The organism is Paraglaciecola aquimarina, assembly GCF_032464635.1.
In the GTDB taxonomy this organism is placed as follows: domain Bacteria; phylum Pseudomonadota; class Gammaproteobacteria; order Enterobacterales; family Alteromonadaceae; genus Paraglaciecola; species Paraglaciecola aquimarina.
On sequence record NZ_JAWDIO010000002.1, the window covers coordinates 1,386,198 to 1,411,933 of the forward strand.

The following is a 25,736-nucleotide window of genomic DNA, read 5'->3' on the forward strand; positions in this document are numbered from 1 at the left end:
TATTTATCAGCCTGGTCCGGAAACAGAAGCGGTTGCAGACCCTCTTAGAGTTCGTTTGTCCTTTTTATAAACCCTTGCATCAAATGTACCCCGCGTGTATTGCTCTACAGAGTAATGTTTTTGTAATAGGTTTTTTAAGCTATTTATCGATGGAATGTCATTACTGTCTTGGCTTGCTAAGTTTTCTTTACAATGTGTTACAAACCTTCTGTATGTATAAGCTAATGACTTTTTTTGCGCGAAGTAATGTACTGCTATTACTCGATGCATAATAGCTATGTGATCCGACGTTCTTATCGCATTTTGCTTTTTCCCATTCAGGTTTTTCGGCCCTGGTTTGCTTAATTTAAGATGCCTTATTTTTCCTTTAGCTCCACAATTTTCATACCTAGTAGCTAATGCTTCTAAGCATTGGCCATGGGTCCAATACAGCCTTAATAATCTATAAATATTAGCTTTCGATACACCTAATTGAGCAATTTGTCGGTTTACTAACTTCCCTCTATCAGCAGAAATTAAGTATCCGTCATCTTCAATAATTGGACGTATGATCTCAAACCGGCTGCGTGCTTCTGCCATTGCATCTTCGCGATTAGATAGCAAAATAGAAGGTACTGAGTATGAATGGGCTTCGAGAAAACTTATTTCTCCAGCAAGCATGTGTGATTCAAGCTCTACGCTATTAAAAGGACGGGGGAATCCTTTGTCTCTTCCAAGTTCAAATAGAAAAATTTGCTGGGAGTCGACATTAATTACTCGGTATTTTGTTGTGTTCCAATCCAATACGTCATTCTTAATAAAGATTGGTAGATTCGAAAATGAAGGTGCTGACAACGACATCATTTTGCCTAGCCCTTTGTGCCCGATATTTTTCGAAACCCAATATCACCTGCAAGTATGTCGAAAAATGGAATACTAAGATCGAATTGAGCTACTTTTTTACTGCACAGAAGTCGAATCTGGCCTAAGCTCGTGCCGGGCTCTTGATTTAGCTGTACGTCAATATCGGTGCATAGTTGTATAAGTCTCATGCTACCTTTTTGTTCCATTATAGGACTCCACCAATCAGCTAGTTGTTCCAAAACTTCCAAAGATGTGAGTTTTGAAAAACAAGAAGCAAACCATTTGATATTTTCAACTTTGATTTGGTCGTGAGAGTGTTCGGTGACAATTTGAAAAGGTACATTAAGGTCTTTCCAGTATTGCTCCTCGATGGCAAGTTTTTCTCGAACTCTTAATTTATCCAACTCACCTGAGGGCTTAACTTGAAGTGCTAAAAGTGGATGGGTTGATGATGACATGGAAACTAAAAAGTCAGTTGTCATGACAATGTTTTCACCTCTAACCGCAGGATGTCGAAATCCAAGAGTTTTAGCGATCTGCAATGTTGTCGTCAGGTCTAGTGGGAACTGCTCTCTGATGTCTACAACAGCTTCAGACCATTCGAGCAGTAAAAATGTTGATAACTCTAAGTCAGACATGCAATGTACTACTCGCCCAATCTTCGCTGACCACGGGCGGCTTGAGCGACCGGAGGATGGAACGTTATAAACCTGTAGCCAAGGTTTATAGTTTTCTAACCTACCTTGTCCTCGACCTCCTTTAAGCCACTTTGTATACACTTTTGCATTCTGATCGTATCGTCCCATGAACCCGACTCCCTTTTTTAAACTGACTGCATAATAATCAAATTATTTCGCAAGTCAATAGTCTAAGTAACTGATATAAAAGGGAAATAAATAAAATGATTGACAAAACTATCAGAATGAAGATTTTTGTTTATGGTTTATTTTTTTGAGAAATTCTAAATATCGGGCTATTACAGAGAGTATGAGGCCTACAAGGTATTTTTGTGTTTCCTATATCACATACTGCAAAAAAGTAGAAAAAATCGTAACGAAATTCAACTATTTTAAATTTGAGGCGACCGCATGCTCTCTGGAGTATAAAAAACAACCAAAAATGACGCTGTTGAATATATAGGACTTCTTAAACAGTACTCTAATTAAAGGTGCGGCAACAAGTCTGGCAAACAATCTTTGTGGCGACGTTGAATGCGTGTGATATCTTTAACGATCACTTCATTTCCAGTCAATATTGCAGCCATCACGGCAGTCATGGTCAATAAGCCATTGGATGATTTAATAATTTGTTCAACAAGTTGAATTGGATAGCCACTTCCATGGCGTTGGAGCGCATGAATACCACCATGAACATATGAGTTTAAGCCTTTCCACTGCACATCTCTGAATTCACTAAACATAGCCACAGCTTGCGCTGGTGCTTTGCCTTCTAGAGCTTTAATCATTTCTGCGTTATTTGGTTTTTGATCTGCGCTCTGTGAAAGCTCACTTAGGGTAGAAAAAGTATTTTCGACCTTCTGGTCACTCGCGGCATAAAATAACCAAGCTGCTCGCGTAAGTGCTTCAAACTGAGAACGAATAATACATATTGCTGAAGTATAGTTTCCGCACATAGCCAGTTGTCGCAAACTACTGGAGTGTTCCAGTGCGACTAAGCACATTATCCAACTCGCATTTACACGTTTACTATCACCAGCAGGTCCGAATTCAAAAATACGACTAAACTCGCTGTTTAGGCCTTCAGACTTTTCTAATAGTTCATCCACAATTTCCTACCTTTGAAATCAGTCTAATGTTGCTAACGTTTCTTGCACTTTGCTTGCGAAACAAACTGTTCGTCTTGAGCTATCCGTTTAACAAGCTCAGTTATTGCCTCTTCTGAATACTGATGTCGATTAGCCAATTTTCCAAAGTAATGGTACTTATTGTTATTTTTCTTCCACCCAAGCTTATTGATGCATGCTTGCAAACAATGTCTATTCAATGCAGGAGAGCCATGAACATCAGTCTTAGGCAACGCCCGACCTAGTTTATTAGCGTCGAAGTCTTTCGTTAAAGTATCATTCAAGAGCTTCAGCAAAACACCTTGGCTGTGAGGATGAGTCTTATCCGGATCAACTGGCTTTTCAATAACAAGTGCTTGTCTTAGCTTCTTCAAATCTTCAGTACTACCGTTAGCTTTTGCTATGACAATTTGTGCATCACCTTCTTCCTTTGCAAACACAAGTGACACCCTGAGCGGGATTGCAAAGGAGATGTCATCGGCAGCCTCGATTTCTGATTCTACTTCTTGTGCCAATTCAAGAATTTCATTGGCAGCTGACCCATATAGTGTTTTGAGCAGGGATGCCGGAGGTAGTTTAAATTCCCCGACTAGTGACATCATTCCTGTATGCTGGGACGAAATAAAAGCGGTATCTGTAAATGATTCAAATTCTGAAGAATAATTCAACACACCAGACTGGAATATGCGGGAAGCGATAGATTGGATTTCAGGCATCAGAAGGTGAGCCGCTTTGTCTCGCCAATCAGCAACGACTTCAATGTTTCGTCTTATATTGTTCTTAGGCTCATATAGGCGGTCTAAGCAAGCTCGAAGAGGAATAGTGCGACGCGTCCCTTTTTTTACATTTGGCTCGAAAATACTATCTTCACCGTCTCTCTCGATAAGCCTTGATTTACAAAGCTGCTCCCAAGCAGTACAAAACAGTAAAACAAATCCATCTAGCTTATTTTCCAAAGAGGGACGATTATAAAGCTCTAAAGCTAACATCATATTATCGCGAGACTTCTTCAAAAGCGCTTTCGCTAAATTTGATTTACATTTATGTCCTAACTCTTGATAGTGTTTACTTTGCGAAAGTCGCTTTTTAAACTCGACGAAATCAATGTCAGTTGTGTTTATTGCTTCGAGCTTATTTGCACCAATTTCAACTACAAATTGAGTGATCTGTCCTTTGCCAAAATAAGTGTTGAATGTAGCTGGCTTCCAACCTGTTGCGTCAATGACTTGTTGCTTTGTAAACTTTTTTCCATTCCGTTCACACTGTTGAAGAAAGTCGAAAAACTTTTCTTGTCCCTGTTTTTCTGCCATTCACTGTCCTTATAATATCTAAGTTAATTAAACCTAATTTATCTGTTATCTATTCTTCTTAAAATTCTCAGCTTGCATAAATATCTCTTGGTACACTTCATCTCGGCTTACTGGCGGATATTTAAACTTGGCTAGTAACATGATGAGGTCAACCTTCAGCTCTGCTTTAATGTCGTCGCGTTGGCTCCAGTCTGTGTATTTGGCTTTGTCGTCTACGACTTCTTTTACTGCTCTGGCGAGTTCTAGTAGTTGGTCTTCTGGGTAGCTAAAGTCATATTTCGCTGCCAAGCGTTTTAGGATGTCGTAAAAGGCTTTTTCTTCAAAGCTGATGTCTAAATCGTCGTGTGCGCCGTACTCTTCGCGCAAGTCGTCCATCATTTTGATTAGCTCGTCTGAAAAGTCTTCAAGTACGCCACTTACCAATACATCGTCTTCTTTGCGTTCGTTGTATTTATCTACCAGTGCTTTAAAGCGTTGACTAAAGTCTATGCCTTGAGCCAAGTTCACTTTTTTCATGTCGCCTATGGCTTTTGCCAGTAGTTTTTGTAGCATCATGATCTTGGTGTTGGGCTGCTTCATTTTGCTGATTTTGTTGATGTAGTCTTCATCAAAAATGTCTATCTCGCCCTGTGAGTCATCCATTTTTAGAATCTCTTCAACACCATCGCTTTTTAACGCTTCGGCTATCATCTCGCGCACTTTGGCATTCATTTGCGCAGTATCGGGGGCTTCACCTTTCGTTAGCTTGTAAATAATGGAGCGTACAGCCATATAAAAATGAATTTTATCTCGCTCTAATTGACTGATCTTTTCACTGCCACAGCAGACGTCGTAAGCGGCCTTTAAACGTTTGACTAGTGCCATAAAGCGCTTTTCACGTTTGCCTAACTGCAAAATAAATTCAGAGGCTTGGTTCAAGCAATTAAGCTGTGCTAGTGGCTCACCAGTAAAGTAAGCCGTGGAATCAAAGGTATGAAACACATGACCTAGCAACGCTAGATGGTCTTTTACCGTAACCACCGATTGATTGATATCTTCAAAATTGGTTTCGTCGGTTTTACTAAACTGGGCTAAGGCTTTATTCATTGCTGATTTAATGCCGATGTAATCCACCACTAAACCTTTGTGCTTACCTGCAAACTTGCGATTTACCCTTGAAATAGTTTGAATAAGATTATGTTTTTGTAGCGGCTTATCAATATAGATGGTATCCAAAAACGGTACATCAAAACCTGTAAGCCACATATCTACCACTATGGCTATTTTAAAGTTGGAGTGCTCAATCTTAAATTGCCTATCTAACTCTTTACGATAATCTTTGCTGCCTAGCAGATTAAACATCTCTTCTGGATCGTCTTTGCCTCGGGTGATCACTAGCTTCACCTGTTCTATAGGCATACCCAACTTACCTGCTTTTATGGCTAACTCTTTTTCATCATTGGTAAGCGTGGCAGCATGTTCCGATTCTTTTACTTCAAACCATTGTGGGCGTAAGGCTTTTATTTCTATATAGAGAGCATAGGCAATGTCACGCGAACTACATACAAACATAGCTTTACCACAAATGGTGGTGCCTTCTTCAATGCGGGTTTCGTAGTGTTTTACAAAATCTGCGGCTAAAGCCCTTAAGCGATCTGGGTCACCCAAGATAGAGTTCATTTTGGTTGTGGCTTTTTTGCTTTCTTCTATTTGGTGTTCGTTACTACCATCTTGCTCGCATTGTTTGTAGTAGGCCTCAATCTCTTCAAGCTTTTGATTATTTAGTACGATTTTGGCAGCACGGCCTTCATACACAATACGTACTGTAATTTCGTCTTTTACCGATTCGGTCATGGTATAGCTATCAACCACTTGGCCAAACACATCTAAGGTGGCGTCTATAGGAGTACCGGTAAAGCCTACATAAGTAGCATTAGGTAATGAGTCATGTAAATACTTAGCAAAACCGTAGGTGCGTTTAACGCCTTTTTCAGTAATACGTAGTTTTTGATCAAGGTTAATTTGGCTGCGATGGGCTTCGTCCGAAATACAAATTACATTGCTACGCTCGGTTAATAACTGCGTGTCTTCGGTAAATTTATGAATAGTGGTTAAAAACACCCCGCCGCTGTTACGGCCTTTTAGTAATTTGCGCAGCTCAGCGCGGCTTTCAACACTTACAATGTGATCATCACCAATATAGGTCTTGGCATTGGCAAATTGATTGGCCAGTTGGTCGTCTAAGTCAGTACGGTCGGTAACCAACACTATGGTTGGGCTTTCAAACTCAACGCTTTTCATCAACAAGCGCGATAAAAACTGCATGGTAAAACTTTTACCACAACCAGTAGCCCCAAAGTAAGTGCCACCTTTACCGTCTCGTTTTTCATCATCTGCACCAGCCATACCTGCTGGCAACTTGCGATGCAGCTTTATGTTTTCAAATAACTTTCTGGCCGCGTAATACTGAGGGTAACGACAAGTGATTTTTACCTCACCTTTGGTTTTATCCGGGAAGTAAATAAAGTTACGTAGCACATCACAAAGCCGTGACTTATCAAACAGTCCTTGCAGCATGGTATGAAGCGAATTGATGCCCTCTTCGGCCATAGGTTCGTTGCCTGTTACTTTACGCCACGCATAATAAAAGTCGTAACCCGCAAACACCGTACCCATTTTGTTGTTTACGCCATCGCTAATCACGCATAGTGCGTTGAATACAAACAACTGGGGGATATCACGGCGATAACGATTCGTTAACTGCTTGAATGCATCATGAATGCTGGCCTGCTCTTCACGAATTGCGCTTTTAAATTCGAACACTACCAAAGGCAAACCATTGATATAAATAATGCCATCGGGAATACGTTTGGGGTAATCGGGGTTCAAACTATCAATTTCGAGTTGGTTTATAATCTTATAAATGTTGTTATCTATATAACCGGGGCTTACCTCTTGTACTTTGCCGCCAACAACAATATCAGCCGCTTGCAATGCACTACGCACACCATCGTAATCAATCAGTTGGATATACAGATCTTTTTTGGAAGGCTGACCAGCCACAGCTTCGCGCTTTAATAAAAAGCCATCGCTTAGCCACTTACAAAAAGTTTTGTTGCTCTCGTATAAATCGCTGGCAGGTAGGGTTTCAAGCTGTTTAACAATATTATCTATTTCGCCCGTAGTGATATCGTCATTGGCGTATTTGGTAGATAGGTACTGGCGAAGATCAGCTTTAATTAAAACCTCGTCACCACTACTGCGTAATAGCTGGTCTCCAGTAACATGCGGATAACCCTGCTCAGTTAAGAGTTGGATGATGGCTGCTTCTAATTGTGCTTCGGTGAATTTCATAAGTTCCTTTTACGTACTCTTATGCGTCATTATCTATTGCTTCGAGCAATTCTAATTTTAATACTTCTGGATACTCATCATCCATAATCAAAGACGTTATTAGTTTTTGAAGTAATTCCTTGTTCACTTTATTTTCTGCAACCCAAACAACTATATTTTCCATTTCTAAAGCAAATTTTTGAACACAAAAGTCGTAACCATTGATTTCCAAAAAGTAAGCCCCTAAAACGAGACTGGAGCGTTTGTTGCCATCATTGAACGCATGAAATTTATTTATTGAAAAAACCAAGTGGGTCAGCTTATCTTCGAAGCAGGGGTAATAAAGGTCATTTTTAATGTGTTCTAAGACACTCTCTAATCGACCAATATCTTTTGTTCCAGCAAATCCACCTGAGGTTTCGATAATCCAATCATGAACTTCAATTGCATGCAAAGCATTAAAGTATAGAAAACTAATCCCCATACTATCTATCCTTCAAACGCTTAAGCATTGCCATTGTTTTTTCATCTGATAGTTGCCCTTCTAAGCTTTTGGTTTTTTCACCCAAAAAGCGTTCGAAGTCACCAGCAGGTACAGATTGTATATAATGTTCTAGTTTTTCATGTAGCGCATCTCTAAAGCCTAAATCTCGGCTAGCCATTCTTATACGGGCATCCTCAATAGCTGGCTTTAAAAATGGATTTTGTTCCGCATCATGTAATATGTCATCCAACTCCCTAGGTGATAGTTTACGACCCAGTTTTTCAGATTCGGATTGCATTTGTACCGCTAAACCATGCTCGAAACTAGCGATAGCCTTTAAGACTTCTGCATACATGGTATCTCTTGTTTTTTCTTTGTCAGCTAGTTTTAGTACTTTTTTGTATTCAATAGCATTCTCTAGAAAGACAGCTTTATAAATTTTATCAGTGTATACAGCATACTTGTGATTACCCATTTGCAGATAGTCACGCAAAGCATCAGTAAATTGTTTACGATAACTGTCTTCCTGATATGCAGCAGGCAAATAATCTTGATCTCGTTGATTTATGTACTTTGTCTTGCCACCTGATTTTTCAGCTATTACATCGATTACAATGTCTAACATTCGGCTACGAATTGCTTTAGCTCTGTCACTTTCCGTGACTAGCATCGCAATATTTAAAAGCGCTCGAAAAGTAAATACCCCTAAGCTTGGTGACTTAGGATTTATGTCGACGACATTAGTGTCGCCAACATACATTTTTTTCAGTGATTTCAAGGCCTGTCCCTTAAGGATCCTATAACCACTAACTTTCAATTCATCGCCATGACTGCTTAAATATCGATCAACAGTCCTTTCATCTATAGCTAATATTTCAGAAACTTGGTCTTTCGTGAACAAAGTTTCATTTTCAAGAGCTATTCCTCCTAACGCGAGGTTATCCTCTAACTTGGATAGTGCGTATGGATTGTTCAGCACATTATTTCGTGCTACAGGAGACTCAGTTAAATCCGTATTCATGGTCATCCTCCCTTAGAAGTTATTATTAAATGAGGTTCAGGCAAACGTTTCAAGATTTGACATCCTTTTCAAATCGTTACCTCACCTGAGATGAGTTTTGGTAACAAATAATCTCGGGTTACAGCTAAATGTCGCGAATTGATATTGTTTAACTCTTTCTTAGCAGTAAAGTTCTTTATGTAAAACTCAAATATAGGTTCAATAACACCACGTGAATTAATTACTTTATGTTTCAGTATTTTTGTTGGCGATGTATGTTTAACAGTCGTGCCAGTTGCTGTTGCAACTATAGAGCTGCGATACTCTCTCGAGCATAAACACCTATAAATAAATTCAGTTCCAAATTTTATTCTGTCTTTGAATTCTACTTTACCCAACCGTTGATTATGATGAAAAGTTAACCCAGCGACATATGGAACAATTGCAGGATAGCCTAATGCATCACCCGCTTTACTCAGATCTGTCATTGTTATAAATAAGTCACCTTCATTGAAAATGTAATTATCCATAACCGGACCATTATAAAACTTAAATTTATCGCCTTTAAAGCCTCCGCCAATAGCTACATTACCCGGTGTAAGTAAAACGTCATCAGTAGGTTCATTACAAAAATATTCACCTTTGTAAGCATAGCCATGTTTAACACCGATAAACTCTGCTAACTCAGAATACTCCCAACCTTTGGGTATCCAGCCTTGGATGCCGAGGGTGTTGTCGCAGCAGTGTTCGAATTCGCTGGGGAATAGGCGTTGGGTGGCTTCGTGGAGTGGTTTGATGTTGGGGTTTTGTTTTTGCAGAGCGTGGGCTTTTTTGCGTATCTCGACACGGTGTTGTAGTTGGTCGGGGATAGCGTTGCCAGCCGCAAGGGCGTTGTCGATAACCGGGTCAAAGTCCACAAACCAGCTTTTAAACAGCGCCTGCGCCATTTCTTCGAGGGTTTGGTTGGTTTGTTTGTTTTGTTCAATTCTTTCTTCTATGCGATTAAGAACTTTGGTGTTTTGTCTTTGTTGCTTCAATGGTAATAAAGCTATTTCAATGCTTTTAAAGGCCGAATGATTCAAGTCTTTTTGTACTGACCCTGAAGCAATATCATTCGCGAGTTTAACAATGTGTGGTTGCTTCAAAAACCAATAAAGATAATCAGGCTCAATAAAATCGCGGTTAGGTATAACTTTGAAACAATTATTATGTACTACGCCTACTTTTCCCCTAAAAACTAAACCTACTTGTCCTGTACGGGTAAATATTAATTCGTCTTTGCTTGCAATACATTTCTCAGGAGCGGTTTCTTCTTTTAAGTATTGTGAGTAGTTTCCACTAATTAAATCAGTTATTCTTAAAAGAGGTAATCCACTTTCAGACATTAAATGTTTCGATTTGGAGTTAACAGCAAAACCCTGTGACAAATTGACGACTTCACCAATTCGAATTTTATTTGCCATAACCTAACTCCTCAAGGCTCTGGCATATCAAATTATCCAATGCTTTCCCATCTGCCATTTGCTTAAAAAGTGTTTGAGATAGTTCATTCATCTTTTCTTCAAAAGGAATGCCATCATCAGCAATATCCGCAGCGCCCACATAGCGCCCCGGCGTAAGCACATAATCGTTTGCTTTAATATCTTCGAGAGTGGCTGACTTGCAGTAACCAGAAATATCTTCGTAAGCTCCGTCTTTGTCTTCGCCTCTCCATGCATGGTAAGTTCGAGCGATGTGGGCAATATCATCGGTGGTTAGTTCTTTATTTACCCTGCTTATCATTCTTCCCATTTCGCGGGCATCAATAAACAAAGTTTCACCTTGTCGGTTGCGTCTTTTAGCAAAGTCTTCGCTGGCATCAACTGCTTTTTTGTTTTTACTGATAAACCATAAACACACTGGGATTTGAGTGGTGTAAAACAGTTGGCCGGGTAAGGCAATCATACAGTCTACTAGGTCTTTTTCGATGATTTTTTTACGTATTTCGCCTTCGCCGCTGGTGTTAGAACTCATTGAACCGTTAGCTAGTACAAAACCTGCGGTGCCGTTTTCACTCAATTTACTGATCATGTGCATGATCCACGCATAGTTAGCGTTACCCGTTGGCGGCACATTAAAGCCAGCCCAGCGGGGGTCTGCAACTAATTCGTTTTCACCACGCCACTGCTTTTGATTAAATGGCGGGTTGGCCATAATGAAATCGGCTTTTAAATCGGGATGCTGATCTTTAAAAAAACTGTCGCCTGCCACTTCGCCCAAGTTAGCCGCTATTCCACGAACAGCTAAATTCATTTTGGCTAATTTGTAGGTAGTATTGGTGTACTCCTGCCCATAGATTGAGATATCTTTTTTATTACCCTTGTGGCTGTCGATAAATTTAAGCGACTGGACAAACATGCCGCCACTACCGCAGCATGGATCATATATTTTACCTTTGTATGGCTCAATCATTTCAGCTATTAAGGCAACAATGGATTTAGGCGTGTAGAACTCTCCTCCACCTTTGCCTTCACTGGCGGCAAATTTACCTAAAAAGTATTCATACACTCGGCCAACTAAGTCTTCCTCACTTTTTATGTCATCAGAGCTGCATTCGTTGGCACTGCTCTTGGAGGTATAAGTATCGATGTTATTAATAGTATCGATTAACGAACCAAGCTTACTTGGCACCAAACCTAAACGAGAAAAGTAGTTATCTGGCAATGCGCCTTTTAACGACGGGTTGTTCTTTTCGACAGTGTGCAGTGCAGAATCAATTTTGACTGCAATATCATCTTGCTTCATCTGTTGCTGGATATAAGACCAACGGGCTTGTTCAGGCAAAAAGAATACATTGTCTTTGGCATAAAACTCGATTTGCTCAACATAGTCACCCATGCCCTGATCAATCAAACTTTTACGCTGCGCTTCAAATTTGTCGCTAATGAATTTTAAGAAGATAAGACTAAGTACAACATGCTTGTACTCTGAAGATTCAACACTGCCGCGAAGTTTGTTAGCGGTATCCCATAAATGTTGTTCGAAACTGGTAGTTGATGATGAATTCGTGTTTTTAGCCATTTACTTCCATACCCCATGAGCAAATTAAGTTACTCAATTTCTTATTATTTTAACAAATAATCCTTTTACGCATTATTCCACTATTTTAGTGATTTGAGCAACCAATCCGACTAAAAGACAAAACCCGCAGAACTGCGGGTTAATGTTATTGGCTTAGTTTCAAACTTTAATGTCTAGTTTCAAACTTTAATATCCAGTTTCAAACATTAATGTACTCGCACAATAACATCTAAAACCTACACCATTTATTCCACAGTTACGGATTTTGCTAAGTTCCTTGGCTGATCTACATCTGTGCCTTTTATTACGGCCACGTAGTACGACAACAATTGTAGCGGGATCGTGTAGACGATAGGCGCTATGGCCGCTTCGCAGTGAGGTACGTTAATAACTCGCATGCTGTTGTCGCTTTGAAAGTTGGCTTGTTTGTCGGCAAATACATACATAATGCCGCCTCGGGCGCGTACTTCTTCTACGTTTGACTTGAGCTTCTCTAATAATTCATTGTTAGGTGCCACCACAATTACCGGCATTTCTTCGTCGATTAGGGCTAGTGGACCGTGCTTTAGTTCGCCTGATGCATAGGCTTCGGCGTGGATATACGAAATTTCTTTTAACTTAAGTGCGCCTTCCATTGCAATGGGGTATTGGTCGCCACGGCCTAAAAATAAGCTGTGGTGTTTGTCGGCAAATTCTTCGGCTAGGTCTTTAATGCCGTCGGTAAGTTGTAAGGTTTCTTCTAACTTTTCTGGTAGAGAGTGCAGTGCACTAACAATGCTGTCGTGGTCTGCTTGAGCCATGTTGTTATGTTGACCTAATGCTAGTGTTAGCATAAGAAAACCGGTCAGCTGAGTGGTGAAGGCTTTGGTCGATGCTACGCCTATTTCGGCGCCTGCTAGGGTCATAAAGGCTAAGTCAGATTCACGCACGAGTGAAGAGCCGGGGACATTACAAATGGTTAAACTTGCGGCGTAGCCTTGTTCTTTAGCTAGTCTAAGCGCAGCTAATGTATCGGCTGTTTCACCAGATTGAGAGATGGTAACAATTAAACTATTGGGGTGAACATAAGACTTTCTGTAACGAAATTCAGAGGCGATTTCGACATTGCAAGATACGTTGGCGTATTGCTCTAGCCAGTAACGGGCGGTCATGCCTGAGTGATAGCTGGTCCCGCAAGCAATAATTTGTACGTGTTTTATACCTGCTAGTAGTTCATCTGCACCGTGGCCAAAGATATTCGCGCTAATACCATCTTCACTTAGACGACCGTTTAGTGTGTTGCGTACTACTGCTGGTTGTTCGTGAATTTCTTTTAGCATGTAGTGGCGGTAACCACCTTTGTCGCCGGCATCGTGCTCAACGTTAGATTCGGTTATTTCCCGTTCTACAGGTTGTCCATTTGCAGCATACACTTTAATGCTGGTGCGAGTAATTTCGGCAACGTCGCCTTCTTCTAAAAACATAAAACGTCGGGTAACGGGTAACAGTGCCATTTGGTCAGACGCAATAAAGTTTTCGCCTATTCCTAGGCCAATTACCAATGGGCTACCAGAACGTGCCACTATGATGCGTTCTGGATTTTGTTTGTCCATGATCACTGTGCCGTAAGCTCCGCGAAATTTTTTCACAGACTGTTGTACGGCTGCTAGTAAGTCGTTGCATTGATCTAGTTCAAAATGCACTTGGTGAGCAATGGTTTCGGTGTCGGTGTCAGAGCTAAATCCGTAGCCTTTAGTGGTTAGCTCGCTACGTAAGCTTTGATAGTTTTCGATTATGCCGTTGTGGACTACGGCAATGCGTTCGGTAGAAAAATGTGGGTGAGCGTTAGCTTCGGTAACACCACCATGCGTTGCCCAGCGTGTGTGGGCTATGCCGGTAGTGCCTTTGATTGGTGTCTCATGTAGGGCGTCGGCCAGTTCTTTCACTTTACCAATTCGGCGCGTTCGGTTGAGGTTGCCTTGGTCGTCAAGCAATGCAACACCAGCTGAGTCGTAGCCTCGGTATTCGAGTCTTCTTAGTCCTTCAAGTAAAATCTCTACTACATTTCGTTCGGCTATGGCGCCAACTATCCCACACATATTCTTCTCTCCGAGTTTATTGGGTTGAGGCGCACATGACTGTGACACCTTGTTGTTCAATTCTTTGTTTACTGGCTAAATCTATTTGATCGTCGGTAATCAGTATCGAAATAGACTGCCAAGGTAATTCCACGTTAGGAATTTTTCGCTGTAATTTTTCTGATTCGGCCATCACTATAACTTGATTCGACACTTTTGCCATAACTCGACTTAAGTGGGTCAATTCGTTAAATGTGGTTGAGCCTTTTTCCACATCTAATCCGGCCGCTCCCAAAAATGCCTGGTCAAAATTATATGCGGCTAACATTTGCTCGGCCATTTGCCCTTGAAAGGAGTGTGACTGGCTATCCCAAGTACCACCTGTCATAAGCATTTTGGGTTCGTTTTCTAGTTCGAGCAATGAGGTTGACACATGCAATGAATTCGTCATCACGACTAGGCCTAGTTTACTTTTAAGCTCAGGAATTAATGCTGAGGTAGTGCTGCCGCTATCAATAATGATGCGGTTATGATCTTTAATTAGGGTTACGGCTAATTTGGCAATCGCTTTCTTTCGAATTGAAACCGTTTCACTTGATAATTCTGATGATTCGGTGGGCAATAAAACTGCGCCGCCATATTTTCTAAGTAGAAGGCCGTTGTTTTCTAATTCTGCGAGATCTTTACGTATTGTTACTTCTGAAGTGGCAAAGGCTTTGGATAGGGTGTCTACAGAAACTTCGCCTTCTTTATTTAGGCACTCAATTATTGCTCTGCGCCGTTGTTGGGTATTTCGTTTTTGCACTTTAATGATACTCTATCTTCCGAATCGAAAGGGATGTTACGGATTTGCTTGGCACTATTCAAGTATAAGTTACGATTCGTAAGTATTTAATTGTGTACCTGTGCGTGCTCACTAGCCCAAATGGGAGTTAGGTTAGTGCGGTAGGGAAATAGCGAGAAGGCCAACTATAGTAGTAGGGCTGCAAGATTACTTATGCAGCCCCTTAAAAGAGAGGATGTTAGTTTAGTGTTTATAATTTTTATGACTATTAACTAGTCTATAGAAAGACGCTTGCGTGTAGTCATTAGGATCGCCAGTGTTGTTTTGATTATACACTCCCGCTTTGAAATACATGTATTGGTCCTTCTTGTCGTAACCACTTTTCTCCATATTTACCACATGGGTTATATCTGGTTTGCCCACTCGGCTGATAGTAACGGTTAATGTGTGCCCTTTTACATCGATGATATAACTGAACTTTTCATTAAGTGCTACGCCGTCTTCGGGATCTTTGGCATTGCTGGCCCGAGACCCAACAAACTCGTAGTATTGATCGTCGCCACCTAGTGGTTCATGGGCTAAATATAGTGAACCTTTTGTATTATTGGGTAATTTGCGATAGTAGAGCCTAGCGGGTTCATCATCTTTGGCATGAATTTGGCCTACGATAACCCGTCCTACTTGCTTAGGATCGCCAGTAGTGGTGACCGCGTTGACCGCGAGCGTGGCTTCTAGCCTGCCGTCTATTCCTCCTACTTTTTTGTGTTCACGAGAAGACACAGTGCTAAATAACCAGTTGTTCTTGCTTAACCCTTTGGTTGCAACCGTTGTTTTTCCCCGTCGTAACATTTCTCTTAATTCGGTGCGCGAATATTTAGTGTTTTTAGAGGTTTTTGCGCCGCCGACATGACTCATAAAAACCATAGCACCATCTTGTCCGGTATAGAAAAAAGGCTTAATGGTGAATCCCTTAGCAAGATATTTTTCAGGCACGGTATCGGCTTTGCCGTCTTTATTGCTGTCGATTGGAATACTGATGTTCCAATCTGTTAAGTCGAAGTTACTGGATGGGGGTTGGGTAGGGTCGAGTGTGTTTGCTTGAGCGGTTGTGAACAAGCAAGTGGAAATGAGGGCAAGTGACATTTTCAAAAAGAGTTTAAGCATGTACAAATTCCTATATTGGTATTACCAATTTTTGAGTTTATTTCAGATAAATACCCTTTGGGGTTATATTTTTTATCTAAACTCAAGGTTGTTGTCATAAAAATGTTACGTATTGGTAAAGTGTGCTGGTATCTATTGTTGAATTATGATTACATTAGACCAAAGGGTGTTACAAATTGGTAATACAATAAAGTGATTTCTGGTAAAGGTTTGTAAGGTTCGATACTTACATAAAACGTATTCATAGAGAGAAGAATGATTATGAAGTTAAGAGTATTTACATTATGCGCAATATGCGCCGCTTTGACTGCTTGTAGTGATGACTCTGTTACTGGTGGGGCAGATAACACTGTAGGTTCGGTGGCTATTTCAGGCACAGCAGTAGTAGGTGAAACCTTGAGTGCGACTGTGACAGATGCCGATACGGCGAGTAATGTTTCATATCAGTGGTTAGCAGAGGGGGCTCCCATTGCTGGCGCGACTTCTTCTACTTATGTTTTAGCTAGCGCTCAAGTGGGCAATACTGTTTCGGTAAAAGCGGTGTATACCGATGAGCTAGGTTATACCGAAGGGCCATTATCAAGTGCCACTAGCACTGTTTATGGTGTGGCCAACAATACCTCAGGAGCGGTAACTATATCTGGTGATGCAGCGGTTGGTGAAACCTTAACTGCAGCTGTGACTGATGCAGAAGGCGTGACAGGTAATATCACCTACAGTTGGATGGCAGACGGGGTGGCTATTAGTGGTGCCACTTCTATGACTTATATACCAACGACCGACGATGTAGGTAAAACAATTACGGTCATGGCACATTATGCCGATGATGCAGCCTATGATGAATCAGTTACCTCAACTGCTACTTCCGCTGTGTTGCTCGCTTTGAACAAAGTGGGCGTGGTGGGGATAAGTGGTGAGTTAACCGTAGGTAAAACGCTAACCGCATCTATTACTGATGATAATGGTGTGTCTGGTACCACTGTTTATTCTTGGTTGGCGGATGGTGAGATAATTGACGGCGAAACAAGTGCCACTTTATTGCTAACTACCGCTATGAATGGTCTAGTGATTACGGTAACCGCCGTTTATACCGATGATGATGGGTTTGTTGAAAACCTAACCTCAAGTCCTACCGGTGCGGTGAGACTTGAAAATTCTGAGGCGACCTTTGCTGGCTTGTCAACTAATGTGACCAATAATCAAGGTACCCACACGGGCGTAATAACGGTGACTGACGTAGACCCTGGCGATGAGCTCTTAATTAGTCAAACGGATACCGCTACCAGCTATGGTACGTTCTCGATTCAGGAAAATGGTAGCTGGACTTATTCCCTTGATACCACAGACGCAACCATTGCAGGCTTAGCCAATGCCAGCGATTCTGTAGACGATGAAATAATTGTGGAATCACTTGATGGCACCATAGGCTTATTGGTCGTAACGATTACAGGTTCCACAGTGGTGAATACCAAAGCAGCTATAATTCGTGACACTCTTGGTGAAACGGTGCAAGGTACATCTAATGATGGAGATACCGGTGAGCTTAGATATGTTTTACCGGCAGCCCAACTGACCGGTAAATTGAGTGTTTCATTTAATAAAGCGGCGAATACAACCAACATCAACCCGCAAGATACTGATACCGATAATAAAGACGCCTACATTACGCTGTTCAACAGCGCCAATAGTACTTCTAGTAGCCGGGCGATTGCTGATTTGCGTATTCAAACGAACAAATTTGTACTGCGTGATCAAACCATAGATATAGCCAATGCTTTTAATCCTGATACATGGCAAAACGTGGAAATTACCTGTACAAGCGGCAGAAGATACAACTCCGCCGGTGATCACGGTTAAAATTGATGGTATTTCTGTCACCGCAGACGTTCTTACTTCAGGCGCGAATGCAATTGGAGGGGTTACCGCTGTCGCATTTAGGCTTGCCGATAATGATGCCGCGCTGTCACCTGACAGTACTTTTAAAATTGATGACGTTGCTATTTACTCTGATACTGCTGGCACGGTTTCGGTATTTACAGATGACTTCGAAAGCTATGCAGACGGTTACGATTTAGATCAGTCGCCCTACAGCTCAGCGACCTCAGAAGCGGTGGTTGAATTGAGAGCTGATGCCACAGGTGGTAATGGCTCGACATCAGGCCCAGGAGTGAGTGGTAATCAAATCGCTATAATTCGTGACACTCTTGGTGAAACGGTGCAGGGTACATCTAATGATGGAGATACCGGTGAGCTTAGATATGTTTTACCGGCAGCCCAACTGACCGGTAAATTGAGTGTTTCATTTAATAAAGCGGCGAATACAACCAACATCAACCCGCAAGATACTGATACCGATAATAAAGACGCTTACATTACGCTGTTTAACAGCGCCAATAGTACTTCTAGCAGCCGGGCGATTGCTGATTTACGTATTCAAACGAACAAGTTTGTACTGCGTGACCAAACCATAGATATAGCTAATGCTTTTAACCCTGATACATGGCAAGACGTGGAAATTACCTTAGCAAGCGGCAGATGATACAACTCCGCCGGTGATCACGGTTAAAATCGATGGTGTTTCTGTCACCGCAGACGTTCTTACTTCAGGCGCGAATGCAATTGGAGGGGTTACCGCTGTCGCATTTAGGCTTGCCGATAATGATGCTGCGCTGTCACCTGACAGTACTTTTAAAATTGATGACGTCGCTATTTACTCTGATACCGCTGGCACCGTTTCGGTATTTACAGATGACTTTGAAAGCTATACAGACGGCTACGATTTAGATCAGTCGCCTTATAGCTCAGCGACCTCGGAAGCGGTTGTAGGAACGGAACCCTAGCAAAGACAACTCACTCAGCTTGAAGATAGACTTCATACTGAGTGAGTGCCATGACTACATTTTGCAGACGTTAAAGCCCCTAAGTTTGATTTCTTAGGGGCTTTTTTTTGTTTTGTAAAATAATTTAGTGTCATTTTTAGTTGCTAGCACACTCACTTATATCGGACCAAATAAATCCAAGTAAGTGAGCTATATATGAAAAGACGTCAATTTTTTAAATTGGGTACTGCTGGTCTCGTATCGGCTGGACTATCTCCAGTATCTGCTGCCGCATCTTCTTGCCAAAGTACCGGTTTGGCCGAACGAGAATTAGATGATTGGTATCATTTAGGTACGGGCAAAAAAGGATTGCCCAAACGTTATGAAGAGCATGAATATGATTTGGTTGTATTAGGCGGGGGAGCCGCAGGTATTTGCGCTGCTGTGTCTGCTGCTAGGTTAGGTTCTAAAGTGGCATTGGTACAAGATAGGCCTGTTTTAGGTGGTAATGCGTCTAGCGAAATGCGTGTACATTTAAATGGTGTCAATCGTCTTAAAACTGGTTTGGCAGAGCGTGAAACCGGCATCATTGAAGAAATGCTGTTGCATAATCGATTTGAGAACCCCCAAGAATCTTTTCCTGTTTGGGATCATGTCTTGTACGACTTTGTTATACGTGAAAAAAACATTGAGCTTATGCTAAATACTCAAGCAATTGACGTCACTATGAAAGGTGAGCAAATTGCTTCTGTTAGATGTTGGCAATTGACCACTGAAAAAGAACTGATTTTACATGCTAAGTTATTTGTTGATTGTTCTGGTGATGGTTTGGTTGCAGCCAAGGCGGGGGCAGAATATCGCACGGGACGAGAAGGCAAAAGTGAGTTTAACGAAACCTTTGCACCCGACCAACCAGATGGTTGGCAAATGGGAGCGTCGTTGCTCATGTCAGCTAAAGATATGGGTAAACCTATTCCTTATACCGCCCCATCTTGGGCGATTAAATTTGATGCGGAAAATGCGCACAAAAGGCGAAAATTTAATGCCTATCATGAAGGAATATGGTGGATTGAAGTTGGCAGTGATGATGACATTATTGCTGATCAAGAAGTTAATCGACATAAACTAATGGGATATTTGCATGGCGTCTGGGATTACATCAAAAATTCAGGAAAGTTTCCCGAATCAAAAAATCTAGCCTTAGATTGGGTCGGCTCGTTACCTTCAAGACGAGAATCACGACGATTTATAGGTGATTATATTCATCATGAAAGAGATTTAACGGGGTTGACACACTTTGCAGACGCAGTCGCTTTTGGTGGTTGGGGGATAGATGAACATAACCCAGGGGGATGGAAAATATTCACTTAGCGCCGACAATTTTTCATGCGCATTTTGATGAAGTGTACCAAATTCCTTTCCGATCTTTATATTCCAAAAATGTTCCGAATTTACTCTTTGCAGGACGAAATGTTAGTCAAACACATATTGCCCTAGCGTCGTCGAGAATTATGGCTACCTGTGCATTGATGGGACAAGCTGTAGGTACGGCGGGACATTTGTGTGTGGAAAAGAATGTGTTACCCAGAAAAATATATCAATCACATATGAACGAATTACAAGAGCAGTTATTGAGGGACGATATGTTTATACCTAAGCGTCCGGCAAAAGATCCTGCTGATTTAGCCAGAAAAGCCGCAGCTTTGGTTGCCTCGTCTACACAATCGGGAGACGTTAATTTGTTAACCAATGGCTGGTCGCGAGATATAGATGGCAAAGTCCACCACTGGCAGTCAAAAGGATTACCAGCTGATGTGCAATTGGAATGGCTAGACCCAGTCAATATTTCACAGCTAGAAATCAAGTGCGATACCAATGTAAAGCGCAACATCATGATGAGAAAAGACTCCAAAGATGATGAACTTTATGCCAACAGTGTGCCGCAAGAAATGCTTAAGTCTTTACGTGTCGAAGCGAGAGTGAATGGACGTTGGCTGACTGTAGGAAAAATCACCCATAATCGCTCGCGACTAATCAAAGTGAAATTTGCTGCTATTAAAACCAGTGCAATTAAAATATCAGTGTTAGAAACCTACGGAAAACCTAGTGCAAAACTGTTTGAAATTAGGGCTTACGCTTAATGAAAGCTTTGTTTTTTATCTTGTTGGCTGTGATGTGTTTTATATTTCTCGCTGCTTATGATGATGCAGAGGTAAGGGTAATTAAACATCAAGTGAGTTTTGACCATCAAGGCAATAAAAGTGAGAAACCGATAGAGGCAAGCTTATTCGAAGTGAAAGCCGATAGCACAAATACAGAATTTTATATGGATGTAAATTCTGTTTTTTGCGGTGAAAACGTGTGTAAATTAGATAAGGTTAGAATGTTCTGGGATCCTTTGGGTAGATATAAAAAATATGAGCTTGCTGAAAATGTTCAACTAGAAAAGGGTAATGCAGAAGATTTTGCTACTGAGGATTATAAAAAGCTTGATGCTATTTTGCACAATGAACAGTCAGGGTTAGCAACGCTTTATCCTGCCGAATTGGTAAGTCAAAATCGTAGTGGTAATGCTGTTGATGCTTTATCAGGCGCAACAGTGAGTATTCACAAACAAGATACGGTGGAGGGCGCTATTTGGACATGCTATACCTTATGGCATTATGCCAACGGTGAGATAACACAGATTATTCGAGATATTAGCGGTAGGCAGAAAAACGTATCGGAACTGACCGCTTTATTAACAAGTGCAGATCTCTCGCAGCAAATATTTGCTATAGAACAACTAGCAAAGAAAAAAGAGTTCGATGACGAAACCCGGAGTAAGCTGCTTGATAAAAGCTTATTGAATCAAACGCTTTTGCAAACCCCCATTATTGATTATTTAGAAGGATTACCTAAACAGCAATATCAACAAGCGGTGTTGGGTTTATTAGCGCAAGACGATAACGCGTTATTGGTAAAAACCTTGGAATCAATACAAGAACAAAATTTGACTTCATCTAATGAAATGAGCCTAGCGTTAGTTGAGTTGCTAGCTAAAGCTGAAGATTTTCAAATATCGAATTTAATCTTAACCCTGTTAACTAGTTACTCTGTCTTATCAGAAGACGTTCTAATTAATTTAGTCGCGATTTTAAATGATCAGGACTTTCTTAAAGCGCGAGGGGTATATTGGTTGCTGAGCGGTTACCCGTTACCACAGGCAGAACAGCAAGTACTTAACTCATTTTCTCAGACTCACGCGGAGCGTCTTTAAGGTGGCATACAAGGATTTCAAACTTGAGTAGTTCATCAAGCGAATTGATAGATCTTGCTCAAAAGGGTGATAAACAAGCTTATTGTAAACTAGTGGCTATGAATCAGTCTCGATTAAGGGCTTTTATTGCCTCTAGGAGCCGCCATTTAAGGGATGTAGATGATATCGCGCAAGAAACCTTCATCTTGGCTTTCGATAAAATTGCGCAACTGAAAGATATATCTTTGTTCAACTCGTGGTTAGCCGGTATAGCTTTAAACAAGTTGCGTAACCATGAGCGAAAATTTAACCCAACAGAAGATAGCAATACTGATAATTTAGAAGCGTTAATTAATCAACAGATTGAAGCGTTGCCCCTTTGTGACTCATCTAATGACGCCATGGCGGCTTTAAATTTGTGTCTTACAGAATTAGATCACAAAGCTTATGAGTGCTTGAGTTTGTATTACTTCAAGAATTACTCGATACAACAACTAAGCCAGATGACCCAAGACAAACACTCCACTATCACCATGCGCTTATATCGTATTCGTGATGCCCTAAAAAAATGTGTGGCTAGACGCTTAGGAACGGATAATGAATAAACACAACAAAGCGTTAATTGCAGCCTATTTGGCTGGAGAAGATGTAGAAAAGGCATTACTTAAGGCAAGTGTAACATCAGCTGAATTAAGGCAGGTGTTGGCTGAAGATGTCGCGTTTGAAAGGTTGCTGAAACATAAACGGGAGGCGAAATCTGATAGTCAATTTATGGATGATTTTGTTGCCGCTTTTGATAAAGATGTAAGTCAGAAAGCAAATGTATTATATCCCTTATTTAACCGTAAACGTTTCGCACTATGTGCTTCTTTGGCTGCATTCTTCTTGGTATTAGTGTTGTCGTTAAGTGCCGATAAAAATATGGGAGAAATAGTTAATTCCGTCGGGGCTAGTTATCAGCAACGTGAATTAACTGACGGTTATCAGGTCAAGGCGGGTCGATTTAGCTTATCCACTGGTTATGCAGAATTAAAGTTGATTAATGGCGTGACATTAGTGCTAGAAGGGCCGTTAGAACTAGATATTACTAGTGCTGATAAAATAGAGCTTCTGCAAGGCCAGTTGGTAGCGAAAGTACCACAAAATGCTATAGGGTTTGAGGTCCTTACGCCTAGCTCTGAAATTATCGACTTAGGCACCGAATTTGCGGTGAAGGTAGATAAATCAGGTGATTCAGAGGTACATGTTTTAGAAGGAGAAATTAAAGTCAGAGCCAATAAAAGTGTGTCTTATGAACATCTTATTCAAAACCAAGGCCGTACATTTAGTGGCGATCAACAAGTGCAGATTATTAAAAGCCAGCCCCACCTTTTTATGCGCGTATTGCCATAGGTCATTCAATCGAGCAACCAGCTTATTTACATTGGTCGTTTGATAACGTGCAGGATCAACAATTTCTTTGTCAAGGACCCGGCATTGGAGGGGAATGTTTTAATGCTGAGTTCAAAACGTTGGATCAAGCTAAGATTGAACAAAGTTTGGTGGCTGGAAAATATGGCCAAGCCATGTCTTTTGATGGGATTAACAATTGGCTAGAAACTCAATTTAAAGGCATAGAAGGTAATAAACCTCGGACTGTCGCAATGTGGGTGAAAGTGCCTAAGAATTTTTCAGTTAACAATGGATATGGCATAGTCAGTTGGGGGCTACCAGAAGTGTTGTCTGCCTTGGCAAATCTCGCCTAATCCATCGGCCGAACTAGGCTTACTGGGGCGAATTAGAATCGGGACCAATCACGGTGAAATTATAGGTACCACAGATTTGCGAGACCAAAAGTGGCATCACGTCGCTGTTGTTTTATTTGGTGGGAAGCATGCCAACCTTGCTACCCATGTATTGATTTATATCGATGGGGTTTTAGAGCAAACTTCAGAAAAGTCGATCGCTAAAGTGTATACAAAGTTGCGAGATATCGATTCTCAACCCTTACGCATGGGGCGAAATATTGCTTATAAAAATTTGCATAACAAAGAGCAGAAACATCGATTTTTTAAGGGGCTGTCGATGAGGTGTATATATTCGATTCGGCTTTACCACATCGACAAATTTTAAATCTAATTAAGCATAACCAAATTCAGGTTAACGATTCAACAACCGCAACAAGAGAATAAATATAAGATGAAATGTATAGGTTTGTACCGATTAGGACTTAGTTTAATGGCGATTCTGCCTTTTGGTAGTTTGGGCGCTTCTGAGCCTGCCAAAATACCCGCAAACAAAACACCTCATGTGGTATTTATTTCAATTGATGATTTAAGACCAATGTTAGGTGTATATGGTGATAAGGTAGCTAAAACGCCACACTTAGATAAGTTAGCTTTGCAAGGCGTGACTTTTGATCGAGCATATGCTCAGTTTCCTATTTGTGGGCCATCTAGAGCCAGCGTTTTAACCGGTCTTCGGCCTAACACTGTGGGCGTAACGCATAACTACATCAAGTTTAGAGATAAAATTCCTGACATAGTGACCTTACCCCAATATTTTATTCAACAAGGTTATCACGCCGCCTATGTTGGTAAGATATTTCATCATGGTGATAAAGACGACAATAATTCATGGAATTGGCCTGTACAGCATAAGGCCCTAAAAGATGGCACGCCTCGTCCACAGACCTACGCAATTGCCGCTAATAGGCAGCAACAAGTGGATAATCGTCAAAAAATGGTAGCCAAATATGGTGAGCAGGCCAAATACGGTTTGGGTCGAGGTCCGGCCACAGAAGGTGCTGACGTAGCAGATAACCAATATATTGATGGCTTTAATACTGACTTGGCAATTGAAACTATTCGCCAAATGCGCAGTGCTTCTGACAAACCTATTTTCGTGGGCTTTGGGTTACATAAACCTCATTTGCCTTGGATTGCGCCTAAAAAATATTGGGATATGTACAATGTTGAAGATATTAAACAAGCCTCAATTACAGCCCCTCCTCTTAATGGCGCAAGTATGGGCCTGCATGCTTCGTTTGAACTAAGAACCTTTGCAGATGTGCCAAACTCAGAGCCTATTTCAGCGGAATTGGGGGTGAAGTTGAAACATGCTTATTTGGCCTGTGTTAGTTATATTGATGCGCAAGTAGGTAGACTAATAGAATCTTTAAAACAACAGGGGATGTTAGATAACACTATTTTTGTTGTGTGGAGTGATCACGGGTATCACTTAGGAGAAATGGGGATTTGGGGAAAAGCGAGCAATTACGAAATTGCGACCAGAGTACCGCTAATTTTCTCAACGCCAGATACTCGACATCGAGCAGCCGGCCAACATTCAAATGCTCTTGTAGAGCTGGTGGACATTTATCCTACCCTTGTTGAGTTGGCTGGGTTGCCTATGCCTAATGCGTTAGAAGGCAAAAGTATGGCTCAGCTACTGACCGCCCCGGGCTTACCTTGGAAGCCTGCTGTATTTAGTCAATTTCCTGCGCCAGCTTTGCGAGAGTGGGGGGCGTTTCCTTTAAGACTCATGGAATGAGAGAAACGTATTTTGGCGAGCTTATTGAGCGGGTTGAAAATAAGATCAAAAAACAGTTTCCTAAAAAATGGGACAGGGAGCTATTCGAGCGTCACTTAATGGGGTATTCGATGCGAACCGAGCAATATCGATTAATTGCTTGGCTGGACTCTAGGGATATTAGTAAGCCCGCTGTATACATTGAATTATATGACCATAATAACGATCAACAGGAGAGCAAAAACATTGCTGTAAACAAACCTGAACTAGTGAAGCGTTTGTTAGTTGAGCTCAAAGCCAGTTTAACACTCAAAAACAATGCCGCAGCTATTTAGTTGCGGCATTGATTGT

At 41.2% G+C, this 25,736-nt stretch carries 23 protein-coding genes; 11 read left to right on the top strand and 12 right to left on the bottom strand.

Annotated features, from left to right (window positions below):
- Nucleotides 1-6: 6 nt before the first annotated feature.
- From RS130_RS07335 to RS130_RS07390, 12 genes are all read right to left on the bottom strand, one after another.
- Nucleotides 7-843: a hypothetical protein gene (locus tag RS130_RS07335; protein ID WP_316025410.1), complete on the bottom strand. Its 837-nt coding sequence runs from the start codon at nucleotides 841-843 to the stop codon at nucleotides 7-9.
- Between the two features lie 5 nt (nucleotides 844-848).
- Entirely contained in the window at nucleotides 849-1,649 is an 801-nt protein-coding gene (locus RS130_RS07340; protein ID WP_316025411.1) for a TnsA endonuclease N-terminal domain-containing protein, read from the bottom strand.
- Nucleotides 1,650-2,005: 356 nt separating this feature from the next.
- Entirely contained in the window at nucleotides 2,006-2,629 is a 624-nt protein-coding gene (locus RS130_RS07345) for a DUF6988 family protein (RefSeq protein ID WP_316025412.1), read from the bottom strand.
- Between the two features lie 32 nt (nucleotides 2,630-2,661).
- A complete protein-coding gene (locus RS130_RS07350; protein ID WP_316025413.1) occupies nucleotides 2,662-3,957 on the bottom strand; it encodes a DUF3644 domain-containing protein in 1,296 nt (431 codons plus the stop codon).
- 45 nt (nucleotides 3,958-4,002) lie between these two features.
- Nucleotides 4,003-7,290: a type I restriction endonuclease subunit R gene (locus tag RS130_RS07355; protein WP_316025414.1), complete on the bottom strand. Its 3,288-nt coding sequence runs from the start codon at nucleotides 7,288-7,290 to the stop codon at nucleotides 4,003-4,005.
- A gap of 19 nt (nucleotides 7,291-7,309) precedes the next feature.
- Nucleotides 7,310-7,753, bottom strand: coding sequence for a type II toxin-antitoxin system death-on-curing family toxin (locus RS130_RS07360; protein WP_316025415.1), 444 nt, complete (start codon nucleotides 7,751-7,753; stop codon nucleotides 7,310-7,312).
- Nucleotide 7,754: 1 nt separating this feature from the next.
- Nucleotides 7,755-8,774, bottom strand: coding sequence for a DNA-binding protein (locus RS130_RS07365; protein ID WP_316025416.1), 1,020 nt, complete (start codon nucleotides 8,772-8,774; stop codon nucleotides 7,755-7,757).
- A gap of 68 nt (nucleotides 8,775-8,842) precedes the next feature.
- Complete coding sequence (locus RS130_RS07370) at nucleotides 8,843-10,216, bottom strand: restriction endonuclease subunit S (RefSeq protein ID WP_316025417.1); 1,374 nt, start codon at nucleotides 10,214-10,216, stop codon at nucleotides 8,843-8,845.
- Nucleotides 10,206-11,813, bottom strand: coding sequence for a class I SAM-dependent DNA methyltransferase (locus tag RS130_RS07375; RefSeq protein WP_316025418.1), 1,608 nt, complete (start codon nucleotides 11,811-11,813; stop codon nucleotides 10,206-10,208). Before RS130_RS07375 ends, RS130_RS07370 begins: the two co-directional genes overlap by 11 nt.
- Nucleotides 11,814-12,058: 245 nt before the next feature.
- On the bottom strand, nucleotides 12,059-13,891 hold the full coding sequence (gene glmS, locus RS130_RS07380) for a glutamine--fructose-6-phosphate transaminase (isomerizing) (protein ID WP_316025419.1): 1,833 nt from the start codon (nucleotides 13,889-13,891) through the stop codon (nucleotides 12,059-12,061).
- A gap of 16 nt (nucleotides 13,892-13,907) precedes the next feature.
- Nucleotides 13,908-14,675 carry a DeoR/GlpR family DNA-binding transcription regulator gene (locus RS130_RS07385; RefSeq protein ID WP_316025420.1) on the bottom strand — a complete coding sequence of 256 codons (768 nt, stop codon included), beginning with the start codon at nucleotides 14,673-14,675 and terminating at the stop codon, nucleotides 13,908-13,910.
- Nucleotides 14,676-14,897: 222 nt separating this feature from the next.
- A complete protein-coding gene (locus tag RS130_RS07390; RefSeq protein ID WP_316025421.1) occupies nucleotides 14,898-15,818 on the bottom strand; it encodes a polysaccharide lyase family 7 protein in 921 nt (306 codons plus the stop codon).
- 261 nt (nucleotides 15,819-16,079) lie between these two features.
- Between RS130_RS07390 and RS130_RS07395 the strand changes: the two genes are divergently transcribed.
- The 11 genes from RS130_RS07395 (at nucleotide 16,080) to RS130_RS07445 (ending at nucleotide 25,720) form a co-directional block, all read left to right on the top strand.
- On the top strand, nucleotides 16,080-17,675 hold the full coding sequence (locus RS130_RS07395) for a VCBS domain-containing protein (protein ID WP_316025422.1): 1,596 nt from the start codon (nucleotides 16,080-16,082) through the stop codon (nucleotides 17,673-17,675).
- The gene (locus RS130_RS07400; RefSeq protein ID WP_316025423.1) at nucleotides 17,590-18,357 is read left to right on the top strand and encodes a hypothetical protein; all 768 of its coding nucleotides are present in this window, start codon (nucleotides 17,590-17,592) and stop codon (nucleotides 18,355-18,357) included. Before RS130_RS07395 ends, RS130_RS07400 begins: the two co-directional genes overlap by 86 nt.
- A 13-nt stretch (nucleotides 18,358-18,370) precedes the next feature.
- Nucleotides 18,371-18,658, top strand: coding sequence for a hypothetical protein (locus RS130_RS07405; RefSeq protein ID WP_316025424.1), 288 nt, complete (start codon nucleotides 18,371-18,373; stop codon nucleotides 18,656-18,658).
- A 195-nt stretch (nucleotides 18,659-18,853) separates the two neighbouring features.
- Entirely contained in the window at nucleotides 18,854-20,008 is a 1,155-nt protein-coding gene (locus tag RS130_RS07410) for an FAD-dependent oxidoreductase (RefSeq protein ID WP_316025425.1), read from the top strand.
- Nucleotides 19,990-20,778, top strand: a complete 789-nt coding sequence (locus RS130_RS07415) for an FAD-dependent oxidoreductase (protein WP_316025426.1) — start codon at nucleotides 19,990-19,992, stop codon at nucleotides 20,776-20,778. The genes RS130_RS07410 and RS130_RS07415 overlap by 19 nt, the downstream gene beginning before the upstream one ends.
- Nucleotides 20,778-21,896 carry a hypothetical protein gene (locus tag RS130_RS07420; protein WP_316025427.1) on the top strand — a complete coding sequence of 373 codons (1,119 nt, stop codon included), beginning with the start codon at nucleotides 20,778-20,780 and terminating at the stop codon, nucleotides 21,894-21,896. Before RS130_RS07415 ends, RS130_RS07420 begins: the two co-directional genes overlap by 1 nt.
- A 23-nt stretch (nucleotides 21,897-21,919) precedes the next feature.
- Entirely contained in the window at nucleotides 21,920-22,480 is a 561-nt protein-coding gene (locus RS130_RS07425) for an RNA polymerase sigma factor (protein ID WP_316025428.1), read from the top strand.
- The gene (locus RS130_RS07430; protein WP_316025429.1) at nucleotides 22,473-23,267 is read left to right on the top strand and encodes a FecR domain-containing protein; all 795 of its coding nucleotides are present in this window, start codon (nucleotides 22,473-22,475) and stop codon (nucleotides 23,265-23,267) included. The genes RS130_RS07425 and RS130_RS07430 overlap by 8 nt, the downstream gene beginning before the upstream one ends.
- A gap of 47 nt (nucleotides 23,268-23,314) precedes the next feature.
- Complete coding sequence (locus RS130_RS07435) at nucleotides 23,315-23,620, top strand: hypothetical protein (protein WP_316025430.1); 306 nt, start codon at nucleotides 23,315-23,317, stop codon at nucleotides 23,618-23,620.
- Between the two features lie 433 nt (nucleotides 23,621-24,053).
- Nucleotides 24,054-25,406, top strand: coding sequence for a sulfatase (locus RS130_RS07440; RefSeq protein ID WP_316025431.1), 1,353 nt, complete (start codon nucleotides 24,054-24,056; stop codon nucleotides 25,404-25,406).
- The gene (locus RS130_RS07445; protein WP_316025432.1) at nucleotides 25,403-25,720 is read left to right on the top strand and encodes a hypothetical protein; all 318 of its coding nucleotides are present in this window, start codon (nucleotides 25,403-25,405) and stop codon (nucleotides 25,718-25,720) included. The genes RS130_RS07440 and RS130_RS07445 overlap by 4 nt, the downstream gene beginning before the upstream one ends.
- Nucleotides 25,721-25,736 lie beyond the last annotated feature (16 nt).